Consider the following 14,351-nt stretch of genomic DNA (forward strand, 5'->3'; position numbering starts at 1 on the left):
TTGCTTTTTTTATTGTTGCGAAAAAATAGATGAATAAGCAAAATATCTTTGATGTTTAGTCAATAATAGAATAAACCATGAAATCAACAATTGAAGAACTTGTTGCCTTTATCACAATTGTTGATACAGGTTCATTTGTGGCAGCAGCAGAACATTTAAAGCAAACACCTTCGGGGGTGAGCCGATCTTTAACCCGCTTGGAAGCAAAGTTAGATGTGACTTTGCTAGAGCGAACAACGCGTAAATTGAAATTGACTCAAGAAGGGCAACAATTTCTTATAAAGGCCCGTAAAATTTTGAATGAGCTGAATGCGGCCGAAGAAGAACTTCAAAAGTCTGATCAAGGTACTGCCGGTCTTATTCGGGTTGATTCTGCCACACCGTTTGTTTTGCACGTGATTGCACCATTAATGCATAAATTCCGTGAGTGTTACCCCGATATTGAAATCGAATTAAATAGCAATGATCAGGTGATTGACTTACTTCAGCATAAAACCGATGTCGCATTTCGATTTGGGGAACTTAATGACTCTAGTCTGCACGCCAAGTTGGTATGTAAGAGCCGTTTATATATTGTGGCAAGTCCTGACTATCTAGCTCTTAAGGGAACGCCAACACAACCTGAAGAACTTGAACAGCATGATTTGATTGGCTTTACTAGACCTACTTATATCAATAGCTGGCCAATTAAAGTTGGCGATGAATATTTTTTTGCCCAATCAAAAATTAAAGCATCGAGTGGGGAGACCGTACGCCAACTGACGATTAGAGGACACGGCATTGCGCGACTATCTGAATTTGAAATTTGGAAAGATATGGAAGAAGGGCGATTGATTGCATTATTTGAAGACAAAATTGAGCATCAATATCAAAGCATCCATGCTGTGTATTATCAACAAGAGCATCTACCAAAACGAATCCGTTTATTCATTGAATTTTTGGCAGAACAGTTAAAAGATGGTTTTAAAAACGCTCTCTAAAGGTCGTATAACTATCGGTTGGAATATGAACTTCTAAAATAGGTGTCGTTTGTCCTTGTGCCGAATGTTGAGACAGAAAATAGCTTTTTTGCTGTTCTCGGCAGCTAAAATATAGTTTGGAATAGACTGAATTCACCATAACAACTTCATTTGAGCTATTACGTTTATATTCATAATGAGAAATCGCACTGGTCTCGTCATCAGTGCGGTGCTCCATTTTGTAGTCTTGCTGGTTGGTCATTTTTAAATAACCTTCAATCAAACTTTGGCAAACCGTGTGTCTGTGCTGTTCATTTTTTGGTTGTGGTTGGCAACCTGCTAAAACAATAGTAAATAACAATATAACTTTTAATTTCATTGGTTTGCTACTCTCCGAGTTGATTTCCATAGCCTAAAGGTGTTCTATAAACCAGTACAGATACAGAAATTTTTAAAAAAGCAGCACAGAATGACTTTTCAATATCAGGTTCTTGCCAATCAATTAGCACATCGTATTTATCAAGATGAACTTAAACCTCATCAAAAGCTCATTTCCTTACGAGATTTTGCCCGTCAACAAGGTATTAGTTTAAGTACAGCAAAAAGTTGCTATGAATTACTTGAGGCGAGGGGACTCATTTATGTAAAGCCGAAGTCAGGTTATTTTGTAGTTGCTCGTACCCCATCCAGCCCTATTCCGGATAGTCCGGATTTCTTATCTTTGCCTCGACATGTCTCAAATCTGGAGTTGCATAACCAAATTCAGGAAGCTGCCTTACAAAGTCATCTTGTACCTTTGGGATCGATTCAGTTAACGCCGCACTTTATTCCTGTAGAAGGTTTACGTCGTTCTATTCAACGTGCTTTAAAAAATTGTCAGCCTCAAGATTTTCTTTATTGTAATAAACAAGGTCATGAACAATTAAGAAAAGCGCTATCCGATCATTGGCGTGAAGATGGCATTTATATCGCTCCGGAAGATATTTTTATTACCAATGGCTGTATGCCTGCTTTGTCTTTGGTGATTCAGAAGCTCACTGAAGTGGGCGATAGTATTCTTATTCCTACACCCACCTATAATGGTCATTTACAGTTATTAGCAAGTTTAAAACGACAGATTGTTGAGATTCCGGCAGATCATCGTGGAATTGATCTTGAGCGCTTAGAGTCTTTAATGCAGCAAGGTTTGGCGAAGGTTTGCTTAATGACAGCGAACTACCAAAACCCTTTAGGATATTGCTTTAGCAACACAGAGAAGCAGAAGATTGCTGAATTAGCTGCAAAGTATCAGTGTTTTATTATTGAAGACGATATTTTCGGTGAATGTGGCTACAGTAGCGAGCGACCATTACCCATTCGATATTGGGATCGCGAAGGTTATGTGGTTTGGTGTGGTTCAGTGTCGAAGTCTTTGTCGAGTGCGTATCGAGTAGGATGGTTTTGTTTAACGACAAAGTTAGAGCATTTAAAACTTGAACTGTTGGTAAGTAATATCGGGGTGAATACGCCCTTGCAGTTAGGTCTAGCTGATTTTATTTATAGTCGGGGTTATCGAGAGCATTTAGAGCAGCTACGACCAAATTTAATGCGGCAAGTGGAAGAATACCGTAGCTGTATTTTAAGAGCCTTTGAAGGTATACCAATTGCATTGAGCCAGCCCGAAGGCGGATATGCATTATGCATACAGTTACCTAAGAGTGTAGATAGTTTAGCGCTCTATTACACTGCACAAGCTCAGGGAATTACTGTAGTACCGGGCCATGTTTTTGGTGAGGATGAACGCTATCGACATTTTATTCGTTTAAACGCAGGCCATGAGTTAACTGCAAATGTCCGCCAAGCGATTAAAAACTTGGCAGAGTGGTCGCGACAACAGATGCAAACAGTGAGTTAGTTTTATTCTGCAAAGTCTGCTTTAAGCACAATGCGGTAGCGTGCTTGACCTGAGTGTAGACGTTCAATTGCTTCATTGAGCTGTGACATTGGAAATAGCTCAATTTGAGGCGCAATTTTTTTGCGTGCGGCAAACTTTAAAAGTTGGCGTAGAGCAGCAGGTGAACCTGTAGGTGAACCAGTTACTGACTTGGCACCATCAATGAGAGAACCTACAGAAACAGGAACAGGTTCTAGTGTAAGTCCTAAGAAGTGCAAAGAACCGTTTGGTGCTAGTGTAGAAATGAAAGCACGCCAATTTAAAGTCACATTTACGGTACTCAGCAATAAATCAAATTTACCCTTTTGAGCTTTTACCGCTTCTGTATCGCGGCTATTCACCACATGGTCGGCTCCCATTGCTTTGAGTTCTTCGGTTTTATCTGGGTTAGAACTAAACGCCGTAATTTCACAGCCCCACGCTTTTAGGAGCTTAATGGCGATATGACCCAAACCACCAATACCAATCACACCCACGTGATGTGTTGCCTGAATTTTGTGTTTGAGTAATGGGTCAAAAACGGTAATTCCGCCGCAAAGTAAAGGGCCTGCACTTTCTGGGTCTAAATCTTCGGGAAGGGGAATGGCCCATTGCCAACCAGCACGAACCTTATCGGCAAAGCCACCCGCATGTCCCACGATTGTTGCGACATTTTCGCCCGTACAAAGTACTTGCTGACCACCAATACACTCATCACAGGCTTGGCAACTCTCAGCGGTCCAGCCAATACCGACACGTTGCCCAATTTGTAGTCCTTTGGCTTCTGAGCCTAAAGCAACAATTCGTCCAATAATTTCATGACCTGCAACTACGGGGTACACGGTTGAACGCCATTCATTATTTAAAACAGAAATATCAGAATGACACAAACCACAGTATTCAACTTTTACCTCAACCTGATGCGGTTGTAATTCACCTGCATCAAATTGGTATGGGATCAGTTTTTCACCTGCCTGCATTGCAGCATAAGCCTGAATCGTATTATTGCTCATCGGAAACTCCTTAAGCGGATTTGAACCGTTCTGGTGGGTTAGGAAGCTTTAAATTGACAATCGTTTTCATGGTCATTGACCATACCCACTGCCTGCATAAAAGCATAGCAGGTGGTTGGACCAACAAATTTGAAACCATTTTTTTTGAGCGTTTTGGAAAGTTTTAGGCTGAGCTCAGTTTGAGCAGGGGCCTTACGATAATCTGCAACATCATTGTTTTGTGGCGCTGCATCTACAAACTGCCAAAGCCATTTAGAAACATCACCAACTTGGGCTTTAAGGGCTTGCCAAGCAATCGCATTATCACGAATAGCTTTGAGTTTGCCTAAGTGACGAATTAAGCCTGCATCGGATAGTTTTGTTTCTAAAAAGTCATCCGTAAATGCGGCAATGTCAGCAATAGGATGATTAAAAAAGTGCTGGCGGTAGCTTTCTCTTTTTTTTAGTACGGTAATCCAAGATAGACCTGCTTGTTGTCCTTCAAGACAGAGCATTTCAAATAATCGGGCTTCGTCGTGTTCTGGTTTTCCCCATTCTTCATCATGGTAAGCAATATAGAGTGGATCATCGGAACACCATCCGCAGCGTTGAGTTTTCATGATGATGCTCCTTATATTTATCTTGGTATTTTAGAGTTTGAATGGTACCCATTCATTTGGGCGAGTATCCCAATAATACAGTTCAGCTTGAGTTAAGTCTTCAAACTTTAGCCAAAAGTCTTTGCCAACTTTATCTGAAAAACCGGTACTGATCAGTAGGGCATCATCACTGATTTCCATGATCCAGCCTTGATAGCTATTGCCATTTAAAATGATCTTTTGCTGGTTGCCAGACTCGGCAAACTCTACTAAGCGATTGATCAGCGCTTCCGACATAAAATGTTCCTAGCGTAAATATGAATAAGGATTAACAGCACCACGACCTTTACCATCTAAGTAAAGACCATAATGAAGATGAGGTGAAGTATAACGTGCATTGCCCGTGTTGCCGACATAACCAATGAGGTCACCCTTTTTGACATAGTCGCCTACGTTTAAGCCACGTTTATGTCCATCAAGATGAGCATAATAATGCCATGTTCCTGCTGGGCCTAAAATCCAGATGACTTTGCCACCGAGGTTATTATTACGAAGATCGGCAATGAGCCCTTCAGTTGCACTGTACACTTTGGTTCCACGTGGAGCCAAAATATCAATTCCTTCGTGGCTACGGCCCTGACTCCGAGCAGCTCCCCATGTGTCTTTTAGCTCATCTCGATCGACACCTTTTACCGGAACAGGAAGCCGATTTGGAAGCTGCATACTCTTGAGTTTGCTAACTTGGGCTGGTGAAAGCGGGGCAGGTTTTTTAGGCGCACTGGCACAGGCTGCCAATAGAATAATGAGAAAACCAAGTGAGAGATGGGAAACTAAACGTCGCACAAAATACTCCCTGTCACAGCCATATCAAAATTATTTTGCTCACTATGTCATGAACGGCTTGTCGAGATCAATTTTTTCATAGCAGTTGGAACACCTTTAGCAATAGCTTGTTCTGGACTCAGCCATTGGCCTTCAAGTTCAATCGCCAGATGTTCTTTTTGATCAGGTTCCACGTGGAACACATGAGCATTAAGTAACCATGTGAAGTGAGTAAAGCTATGACTGATCTGAAAAGTTTGTGGTTGAGGTTGTAGCTTAAATTGCTGACTTAATTTCAAGCGTTCATGTTCATTTTCTAAAATAGGTAAACAAAATAAACCGCCCCATAGACCATGAGCTTGGCGTTGTTGCCAGAACCATTCATCTTCGCACTGAATAATAAGAACATCTGCCGTTTTAACAGGTGGTGTTTTTTTCGGTTTTTTAAAAGGTAATTCTTGTTCTAAACCTTGCTGATAAGCCTGACAATGAGCTTGCATTGGACAATATAAACAAAGAGGCTTTTTAGGCGTACAGATGGTTGCACCCAAGTCCATAATTGCTTGAGTGTAGTCATGATTGCGTTGGGTTGGACAAAGTTCTTCAGCCAGTTTCCACATTTCACGTTCGTGTTGTGGCTTGCTTAAGTCATCTTCAATAGCAAAGAAGCGAGCTAAAACGCGTTTCACGTTGCCATCCATAATCACGCCATACTGACGTAAACCCAAAGACATGAGTGCACCTGCGGTCGAGCGACCAATGCCCGGTAGTGCAATCCATTCTTCTAGGGTTTCAGGAAATTTACCTTGCTGTGCTACAAGGCCAGCGGCTTTATGCAAATTGCGGGCACGAGCGTAATAGCCAAGACCTGCCCAATAAGGAGCTACTTCATCCCAAGTTGCATAGCCTAAAGCTTCTACAGTTGGGAAGCGTTCCATAAAGCGGTCAAAATATTGCAGAACTGTTTTTACCTGAGTTTGCTGTAACATAATTTCAGAAACCCAGACTTTGTATGGATCATCTGCGACTTGCCAAGGCAAATCATGCCGACCATGTTGATCGAACCAGTTTAAGAGGGCATCAGAAAAAGAAAATTCAGGCATGAACAGCTATAGAAGAAAAGTAAGGGCTAAATTATAGCTGAAATTTGGGTGAAATTTTGTTTAAAGCAACCGAAGAAAATGGACATATGAAAACAGGGACTACATCAAAAATGTAGTCCCTATTCTATGAGTAAAAAGGATTAATCCTTTTGTACACCCCAACGTTGATCAAGTTTCAACGGTTGATTTTTGTAATATGGAATGACATGAATGTGGAAATGGTCAGAAGTCTGTCCAAACACTTCACCATCATTAAAGCCAATATGGAAACCGTCTGGCTGATGGCGAAGCTGGGTTTCATGACGGGCAATTTCAAGAAGTGTCAGTAAGCCTTGGTGCTCTTTAGACGTAATATCAAAAAACGAGCTGACATGGCGTAGTGGAGTCACTACACAGTGACCTTTAGACAACGGATTTGGGTCTGGTAAAATTACAGCAAATTCATTCTTATCAATGATGTCATATTCATCAAAATCGCAATACGGACATTTCTTGTCAGTCATTGTTGTATCCTCTCATGTTATTCCATTAAACCCCGAGTGCGGGAAATAAGACTAGGCTTTGCTCTAGCTCAACGGGAGTATATTTATTGAAGTATGGTTTAAAAAATACAGTAAAAATATTGCAAAGTCATAAACATTTAAGGGAGCAAATGCGAAAAATGCCATTTGCTCCAAATTTGCTTCTTTTATTTTAAAGTACGTTCTAATAAAGCGTACATTTTAGCAAGGCCTTGTTTCTCCGCTTCGCTGTTGTAGCCAAGGTCTACACCATTCGCTTTAGCTCTTTCATCTGCAAGCGGGTTACTAAAGCCATGTTTAGCATCTTTTAAAACCACTACCTCATGTTTAACCTCAGCAGCTTGCATCTCTTTTTCAAAATTAGCAACATCTTCTAAGGTGACCATGCTGTCTAGTTCACCATGTAGAACCAATACCTCACCTTGAATGTTGCCTTTTTGAGCAGGAGCCTTAGGAGCTAATGTACCATGGAATGTCGCAGTTGCTTTGAGGGGAGCACCTGAGCGAGCTAGATCGAGTACCACTTTGCCACCATAACAAAAACCTACCGCTGCAAGTTTTTCACTATTTACTTCCGGTTGAGCAGCCAAAGTCTGAAGCCCTGCGTTGGCACGTTCAGTCACCGTGTCTAGATCTTCAAATGTCTGCATCATCCATTCATAAGCTTGAGCTGCAGTCGTTGTTACTTTTTTATCGCCATACATGTCAATTGCAAGTGCAGCATAACCGTGTTCAGCAAGTTCACGCGCACGTTGTTCAGTGTATTCGTTACGACCCCACCACTCAGGACCAATAATGACACCTGGTACAGGTGTTTCACTTTCTGGAGCCGCAAAGTAACCAATTAAATGGCTACCATCTGGTGCAGTATATTGAATTTCACGGGTTTTAATTGCTGTACTCATGACATTAATCCTGAAATTAAATTCGATTTAAATACGCTTGATTAAAGCATAAAAAATAAAATCCATATAAATAACTATGTAAAAAACTACATCGAAAGAAAAGCATAGAAATATTTATGCAATAAAAAAAGAAGGAACGAGTTCCTTCTTTTTGATATGGTCATGATTAAATTAAGTTCGGCCTCGCGAAATAAAACCAATAACAGCGAGAATTACAGCTATCACTAATAAAATCACGGCAAAGTCTTTAGATAACCCTGCAACACCACCAAACCCTAATAGACTGGCAATGAGTGCAATCACTGCAAAAATTATTGCCCAACGGAACATATGCTGTCCTCCTTATTTTTCATTGTCTTTTTACTATATAGCGTGTTTTTTGCACGAAATGTGTCGTTTATGTGGTTGAAATGTATATTAAACAATCATTTTGTGATGCCAAAAATACGGCTTCTTTTCTTAAGACCAGCGTACTTCAATGCTATAATCTGACTTTGCTTGATCTATATAGCCGTTAAAATCTTATGTCTACCGAGACCTCACTTCGTCCATTGTTTTGGAAAAATTATACGCTAGAGCAACTGACTCAGGCTGAGTGGGAGGCACTGTGTGATGGGTGCGGATTGTGCTGTTTGGTCAAGCTAGAAGATGAAGATACACATGAAGTTGCGTACACCAAAGTGGCGTGCAAGTTACTTGATTGCAATACTGGACGTTGTTCTGACTACCCAAACCGTCAGCAGCAAGTACCCGACTGTTTACAACTAACACCGGAAACCTTAAAAACCATACGCTGGCTGCCATCGAGCTGTGCCTATAAACGTTTGAATGAAGGCAAAAATTTACCTTCTTGGCACTATTTAAATACGGGTTCCAGACAAAGCGTAGTGAAAGCGAAAAAGTCGGTAGCAGGGCGTTGTATTCCTGAAACTGATGTACATGAAGATGATATCGAAGATTATGTGGTGCGTTGGGTGCGTTAATACGCTCCCGATGAGCATTTTTAATTACAGCGTATAATAAAGTAACATTTTTATCGTAAATTTTTTAATCATCTCCGTTATATAAAAATAAAAGCAAAAGGAGATAAAAATGATGAGACGATTAGCAGCCCCCTTATTATGTAGTAGTTTCTTCTTGTTAATGGCCTGTGGCTCTAATAATACTAATTCAAAAAATCCTGAACAAAATACAACTGCAAAAACAGAGCAGACCAGTGCTGCCAAACAAACTTATCAGGTCGAGGCAGTCGCACATTTTAAAGAGCCTTGGGCGATCACCAGTTTGCCTGATCAGCGGTTATTGGTGACTGAACGGCAAGGTAAGCTAAAAATTTTTAATCCACAAAATAAACAAGTGCTAGATGTTCAGGGTGTTCCAGCGGTGAACTATGGCGGACAGGGCGGTTTAGGTGATGTAGCCTTGCACCCGGACTTTGCCAAAAATCACTGGATATATCTTAGTTATGCAGGCAAAGGGCAAGGTGGGTCTGGTGCAGTGATTTCACGTGCAAAATTAGATTTATCTAACCCTAATCAGCCAAAACTTACCGATATAAAGCAGATTTGGCAGCAAGTACCTAAAGTCTCAGGACAGGGCCATTATGGGCATCGCATGCTTTTTGGCGCAGATGGTAAGCTGTGGGTGAGTTCAGGCGAGCGTCAAAAGTTTGACCCTGCCCAAAATATGAAAAGTAACTTGGGCAAAATCTTGCGTTTAAATGACGACGGTTCAGCAGCCTTAGGTAACCCATTTTATGAGCAAGGCGGTGTCACTGCTGAAATATGGTCACTTGGACATCGTAACCCATTAGGAATGGCCTTTGACCGTAAAAGACAACTATGGGTGGTTGAGATGGGGCCTAAAGGTGGTGATGAGCTTAATATTATTACCAAAGGCGAAAACTATGGTTATCCGATTGTTTCAAATGGAGATCATTATTCAGGTCAGCCTATTCCAGATCATCACACGCGCCCAGAGTTTAAAGCGCCAGAAATTGACTGGACCCCTGTAATCTCACCGTCGAGCTTAATTATTTATCGCGGACCACAATTTCCCGCATGGCAAAATAAAGCTTTAATTGGCGGGTTATCTTCAGAAGCAATTGTTGTTGTAGATTTAGAGCATAAGCCCGTAAAAGAAGTGCAAAGATTAGAGATGAAGCAACGTATTCGTGGGTTACATGAAGCACAAGACGGTTCAATTTGGGTAATTGAAGATGGCCCCAATGCTCGTTTACTCAAGCTGAGTAAGAAACCCTCTTAATGCTAGGAAATACCCTGTAAATAAAGGATGTGTCTCATAGATTCAAATTGTAGATTTCTGTGAGACACAATAGACTATAGTGAAAAGACGATAAAGCTATTTGAGATGTCAGACACCCATATTCCACTTCCTGAACGCCTGCGCCCGAGAGACTTGTCTGAAATTATTGGGCAAGATCATTTGTTAGGTGAACATGCGCCCTTACGTCAAATGATTGATCAGGGGCATTTGCCTTCTATTATTTTTTGGGGGCCGCCAGGCGTCGGTAAAACGACAATTGCTTTGCTTTTAGCTCAGGCAATAGATCGTCCATTTGTGAGCTTATCTGCGCTAAATACGGGCGTAAAAGAATTACGTGAAGTGATTGCAGAAAGTGGTGACTTACTGACACCAGTAGTTTTTATTGACGAAATCCATCGCTTTAATAAATCACAGCAAGATGCATTATTAGGTGCCGTAGAAAAAGGTAAAATTACCTTAATTGGCGCCACCACTGAAAACCCGTCTTTTGAAGTCAATAGTGCACTTTTATCACGCTGTCAGGTCTATACCTTAAACAGTTTAGACAGTGAGGCAATTCAAACGCTACTTAACAATGCACTCCAAAACGATAAATTTTTAAAAGAACGCTATATTCATATTGAAGAATATGATGCTCTTTTACAGTTTGCAGCAGGTGATGCTCGTAAAGCACTCAATTTACTTGACTTAATTGCAAGTACTTTTGAGCCAGAAGTTGAAAATACCATTACCAATGCGGTTGTAGTAAAAGTCGCTCAGCAAAATATTGCGCGTTATGACAAATCGGGTGAACAGCATTACGACCTCGTTTCTGCCTTTATTAAATCGATTCGTGGTAGTGATCCGGATGCGGCTTTGTACTGGATGGCGCGGATGCTTAAAGGTGGGGAAGATCCGGTTTTTATTGCAAGACGTATGTTGATTGCCGCTTCAGAAGACATTGGAAACTCGAATCCAAATGCACTATTGCTTGCAGGTGAATGTTTCCGTTCTGTACAGGCGGTGGGAATGCCTGAGGCTCGAATTATTTTGGGTCAAACAGCAGTTTATTTAGCGACCAGTGCAAAAAGTAATAGTACTTACCTCGCGATTAATAAGGCGCTAGAACTTGCTGAGAAAACGGCAAATTTACCAGTACCTTTACACTTGAGAAATGCGCCAACCAAGCTGATGAAACAGCAAGGTTATGGGATTAATTATCTCTATCCTCATGACTACCCTGAGCACTTTGTACTACAAGACTACTTGCCACCTGAGTTAAAGGGAACCAAACTCTATGAGTCGGCAAGAAACAAGCGTGAAGTTGAAGGTGAACGCCTACAACAACGCAGATGGCAGCAGGAACAATAGTTTATTGTTTCCTGCTATTGTTCCAATTCTTCAGTCACTTGACCATAAATCAGCAAGGTAAACACGCCTGTACCACCAATAATATTGCCAATGGTGGTTGGAATCAGGAAATTAAACAGATATTCACCAAGAGAAGCTTCTCCTTGCCAGACCAGATAGGACATTTCGGTAGAGCCAACGACCACATGGGTAAAATCGCCTAGTCCTATCAGATAAGTCATGAAAAAGATGACTAGGAATTTATTGCTGACGGAAGGTAGCATCCAGACTAATGCAGCAATTAAAAGTCCAGACATAATCCCTTTAAGCAGATTTTGGGTGGCGGAAAAAGACCCAACATGATGTGCGAGCTCATCTAGGGCTTTGTCAATGTTTGGAGTAAACAGGTCGGTGGTCAGGAAGAATAAACTCGCCAAAGCTGTTCCAATGATATTGCATAGAATCACGATTCCCCATAGACGGCCTACAGCTCGTAATTTGTCTAAGGTAAAAGGCTTAAATAGGGGCACAACTGTAGTAATGGTATTTTCGGTAAAGAGCTGCATGTGTCCTAAAATAGCGATCAGGAATCCAATGGTATAACCGAAATTGGTAATTAAATCGGTCCAGATGGCATCAGTTGGGATATAAGAAGCAATAATTGCCTTAAATACAAATGAAAAACTGATGACTAGACCTGCTGCAATGCCTGAAAAGATGAGCGCGGCTGTCGGGCGATCTAACTCTTCGGCACCATCACGGCGAATAATTTCATATACTAAACGGGGCGACAGTTTCTCGTGTTCTTCAACTGCCATTTTTTCACGCCAGCTTAGGGTTTGATCGACTTTCTCTTCTTCTAGTTCATGGTCCATCGGGTTTACTCCTCACTGAATAAATAATTTATATTTATCGTTTTTTATTTATTGTTAAGGCAGTGTTCATGATAAATCTAGAAGATTCCTACCAGCTTTATGTGTTTTTTTATAAATTGAACACTCTGGGGGTAAGCGAACTAGAACAATAATGCATGAAGAAAAGAATCGACCAGACCTGAGAGAAAAGTTAAGTATAAGAAAAGATAGCAAACTCAATCAGCCTGCTATAAAAAGTGTAACGTTGAAGCTAAGCGCTTGTAGTCATGAAAATGGCAACAATAATTAAAACAAGGTATATGCTCTCAAGGTACGTATGAGTTTCATATAGTCGCCTTGGGAAGCTTCAGAAATGACAGTTTCGACTTCAGCTTGGCTCCATCCTTGCTTTAAGGCAGAGTGGCTAAAATTAGATAAAATTACTAATGGATTTTCACCAAAATGGATTGGATGATTCATTAATCTCTTTTCAGGCTTAAATAGTTCCATAGACTCATCCTATTTAAAAATTTAATTATTGTGATGCAATTTATATTTTTTTTGATTTTAGTGCCTTGTTTTGAGATTGTGCAAGTCATAATTTAATTAAATATACAAATCTGTCTACTTTTCCTAAATTCTTGGGTGCTGAAAATAAAAAAACCGAGCTGAAATGCTCGGTTTTTTATAAAGTTGAGCTGATTAGATGTCAGATAAATCTACGCCTAAACGAGCAGCAACTTCTTCATAAGCTTCAACAACACCGCCTAAGCCTTGACGGAAACGGTCTTTGTCGAGTTTTTTCTTAGTATCTTTGTCCCATAAACGGCAACCGTCTGGAGAGAATTCGTCACCAAGTACGATACGATCATGGAAAACACCAAATTCAAGTTTGAAGTCCACCAAAATCATGTTGCCTTCAGCAAATAATGCTTTTAATACATCATTTACTTTATAAGTTAACACTTTCATTTGTTCTAACTGTTCAGCAGTTGCCCAACCTAAAGCAATCGCTTGAGATTCGTTAACCATTGGATCGCCTAGGCCATCATCTTTGTAGAACAATTCAAATGTAGGAGGAGTTAACTCTTTACCTTCTTCTACACCTAAACGACGGCATAGAGAACCTGCTGCATAGTTACGGATTACACATTCAACAGGAATCATTTGAAGTTTTTTAACAAGAACTTCAGTTGGAGAAAGCAATTTTTCAAAATGCGTTTCGATACCCGCTTCAGCAAGTTTTTCCATGATGAAGGCGTTAAAACGGTTGTTCACCTTGCCTTTACGATCTAGTTGTTCGATTTTTTCGCCATTGAACGCAGAGGCATCATCACGAAAGACTAAAATCAGATGGTCGGCATTGTCTGTTTCATATACAGATTTTGCTTTACCAGTATAGAGCAAGGTTTGTTTTAACATGAGGGAACCTTTTTAAAAAAAATGCCTAGTAAACGACTAGGCTGGCCAATTTTGGTAAATCTGGTTTAACACTTCTGCGGCAACATCAGGGCTGGCAAAAGTGTTATCTGGATTAAATAGAGCAAGGCTATGACTAGAGCCAACACCAGTGAGCTTAAGCACATATGTATTGTCATTTACTTTAATCGTCGCTTGATTGTTACCTTGAGCGATGACGTTGTAATTTAACGTGCTTAACGTAGCTTTGGTGTATTGCCAAATCTCGGCAGTACTTCCATCAATTTTTAACAGTGGATTTTTATTACCATCTGTCACAAGTTGAGGGCGACCAAGCGCACTACCTGTTTGAGCAGATGCATCTGCTGTCGTATCAGTTTGAAGTGGTTCAGGACGTGGCAATGCAAAACGATTGCCACGCTTGTTTTCAAACTTCGGTGCGTGATCGATAGCAAGCTGGTCTACTGTTGGTGCAGGATACAAAGGTGTCGCTGGTCGTACAGTTGCATCGGCAGGGTACTCAAGTGGGGCGAGTTGCTTTGCATTTTTATAATCTAAAGAGTGATTATTGAGTGCGAAGCGACCACAGCCAGCTAAACTTAAGGCTGAAACTGCAAGGACTAAACCAAGACGTAATTGCATCATAAATT

General features: G+C 40.8%; 18 protein-coding genes. 5 read left to right on the top strand and 13 right to left on the bottom strand.

What is annotated here, in order from left to right:
- Positions 1-77: 77 nt before the first annotated feature.
- Positions 78-980 (top strand): LysR family transcriptional regulator, encoded by a 903-nt coding sequence (locus MKL36_RS17000; protein ID WP_000843079.1) that lies wholly within the window; start codon positions 78-80, stop codon positions 978-980.
- On the opposite strand, the gene MKL36_RS17005 is transcribed toward MKL36_RS17000, so the two are convergent.
- Positions 964-1,338: a hypothetical protein gene (locus MKL36_RS17005; protein ID WP_000770091.1), complete on the bottom strand. Its 375-nt coding sequence runs from the start codon at positions 1,336-1,338 to the stop codon at positions 964-966. The genes MKL36_RS17000 and MKL36_RS17005 overlap by 17 nt on opposite strands.
- Before the next feature lie 90 nt (positions 1,339-1,428).
- On the opposite strand from MKL36_RS17005, the gene MKL36_RS17015 reads away from it, so the two are divergent.
- Entirely contained in the window at positions 1,429-2,853 is a 1,425-nt protein-coding gene (locus MKL36_RS17015; protein WP_086374170.1) for an aminotransferase-like domain-containing protein, read from the top strand.
- A 2-nt stretch (positions 2,854-2,855) separates the two neighbouring features.
- Here MKL36_RS17015 and ahr read toward each other — a convergent pair whose 3' ends face one another.
- From ahr to MKL36_RS17055, 8 genes are all read right to left on the bottom strand, one after another.
- A complete protein-coding gene (ahr, locus tag MKL36_RS17020; protein WP_021510254.1) occupies positions 2,856-3,884 on the bottom strand; it encodes an NADPH-dependent aldehyde reductase Ahr in 1,029 nt (342 codons plus the stop codon).
- Positions 3,885-3,922: 38 nt separating this feature from the next.
- Positions 3,923-4,483 (bottom strand): DNA-3-methyladenine glycosylase I, encoded by a 561-nt coding sequence (locus MKL36_RS17025; RefSeq protein ID WP_000857011.1) that lies wholly within the window; start codon positions 4,481-4,483, stop codon positions 3,923-3,925.
- A 30-nt stretch (positions 4,484-4,513) separates the two neighbouring features.
- A complete protein-coding gene (locus MKL36_RS17030) occupies positions 4,514-4,759 on the bottom strand; it encodes a hypothetical protein (RefSeq protein WP_001287365.1) in 246 nt (81 codons plus the stop codon).
- A gap of 9 nt (positions 4,760-4,768) precedes the next feature.
- Positions 4,769-5,305: a M23 family metallopeptidase gene (locus MKL36_RS17035; protein ID WP_001253742.1), complete on the bottom strand. Its 537-nt coding sequence runs from the start codon at positions 5,303-5,305 to the stop codon at positions 4,769-4,771.
- 47 nt (positions 5,306-5,352) lie between these two features.
- Complete coding sequence (gene mutY, locus MKL36_RS17040) at positions 5,353-6,387, bottom strand: A/G-specific adenine glycosylase (protein ID WP_001113875.1); 1,035 nt, start codon at positions 6,385-6,387, stop codon at positions 5,353-5,355.
- Between the two features lie 140 nt (positions 6,388-6,527).
- The gene (locus MKL36_RS17045) at positions 6,528-6,890 is read right to left on the bottom strand and encodes an HIT family protein (protein WP_000130110.1); all 363 of its coding nucleotides are present in this window, start codon (positions 6,888-6,890) and stop codon (positions 6,528-6,530) included.
- Positions 6,891-7,075: 185 nt separating this feature from the next.
- Positions 7,076-7,813 (bottom strand): dienelactone hydrolase family protein, encoded by a 738-nt coding sequence (locus tag MKL36_RS17050; RefSeq protein ID WP_021510253.1) that lies wholly within the window; start codon positions 7,811-7,813, stop codon positions 7,076-7,078.
- A gap of 171 nt (positions 7,814-7,984) precedes the next feature.
- Positions 7,985-8,143: a DUF1328 domain-containing protein gene (locus MKL36_RS17055; protein WP_000490267.1), complete on the bottom strand. Its 159-nt coding sequence runs from the start codon at positions 8,141-8,143 to the stop codon at positions 7,985-7,987.
- A gap of 194 nt (positions 8,144-8,337) precedes the next feature.
- On the opposite strand from MKL36_RS17055, the gene MKL36_RS17060 reads away from it, so the two are divergent.
- From MKL36_RS17060 to MKL36_RS17070, 3 genes are all read left to right on the top strand, one after another.
- A complete protein-coding gene (locus tag MKL36_RS17060) occupies positions 8,338-8,796 on the top strand; it encodes a YcgN family cysteine cluster protein (RefSeq protein ID WP_021510252.1) in 459 nt (152 codons plus the stop codon).
- A 109-nt stretch (positions 8,797-8,905) separates the two neighbouring features.
- The gene (locus tag MKL36_RS17065) at positions 8,906-10,078 is read left to right on the top strand and encodes a PQQ-dependent sugar dehydrogenase (protein ID WP_021510251.1); all 1,173 of its coding nucleotides are present in this window, start codon (positions 8,906-8,908) and stop codon (positions 10,076-10,078) included.
- Positions 10,079-10,183: 105 nt separating this feature from the next.
- Positions 10,184-11,449: a replication-associated recombination protein A gene (locus MKL36_RS17070; protein ID WP_001285409.1), complete on the top strand. Its 1,266-nt coding sequence runs from the start codon at positions 10,184-10,186 to the stop codon at positions 11,447-11,449.
- Between the two features lie 14 nt (positions 11,450-11,463).
- Here MKL36_RS17070 and MKL36_RS17075 read toward each other — a convergent pair whose 3' ends face one another.
- The 4 genes from MKL36_RS17075 to MKL36_RS17090 form a co-directional block, all read right to left on the bottom strand.
- Positions 11,464-12,303, bottom strand: coding sequence for a formate/nitrite transporter family protein (locus tag MKL36_RS17075; RefSeq protein WP_000349496.1), 840 nt, complete (start codon positions 12,301-12,303; stop codon positions 11,464-11,466).
- Between the two features lie 285 nt (positions 12,304-12,588).
- Positions 12,589-12,792, bottom strand: coding sequence for a hypothetical protein (locus MKL36_RS17080; protein ID WP_000418560.1), 204 nt, complete (start codon positions 12,790-12,792; stop codon positions 12,589-12,591).
- 192 nt (positions 12,793-12,984) lie between these two features.
- Positions 12,985-13,704 (bottom strand): phosphoribosylaminoimidazolesuccinocarboxamide synthase, encoded by a 720-nt coding sequence (purC, locus tag MKL36_RS17085; protein WP_000917863.1) that lies wholly within the window; start codon positions 13,702-13,704, stop codon positions 12,985-12,987.
- A gap of 36 nt (positions 13,705-13,740) precedes the next feature.
- Complete coding sequence (locus tag MKL36_RS17090) at positions 13,741-14,343, bottom strand: hypothetical protein (RefSeq protein ID WP_001177091.1); 603 nt, start codon at positions 14,341-14,343, stop codon at positions 13,741-13,743.
- Positions 14,344-14,351 lie beyond the last annotated feature (8 nt).

It is taken from the genome of Acinetobacter sp. AOR12_HL (assembly GCF_027855275.1).
Lineage (GTDB): Bacteria > Pseudomonadota > Gammaproteobacteria > Pseudomonadales > Moraxellaceae > Acinetobacter > Acinetobacter baumannii.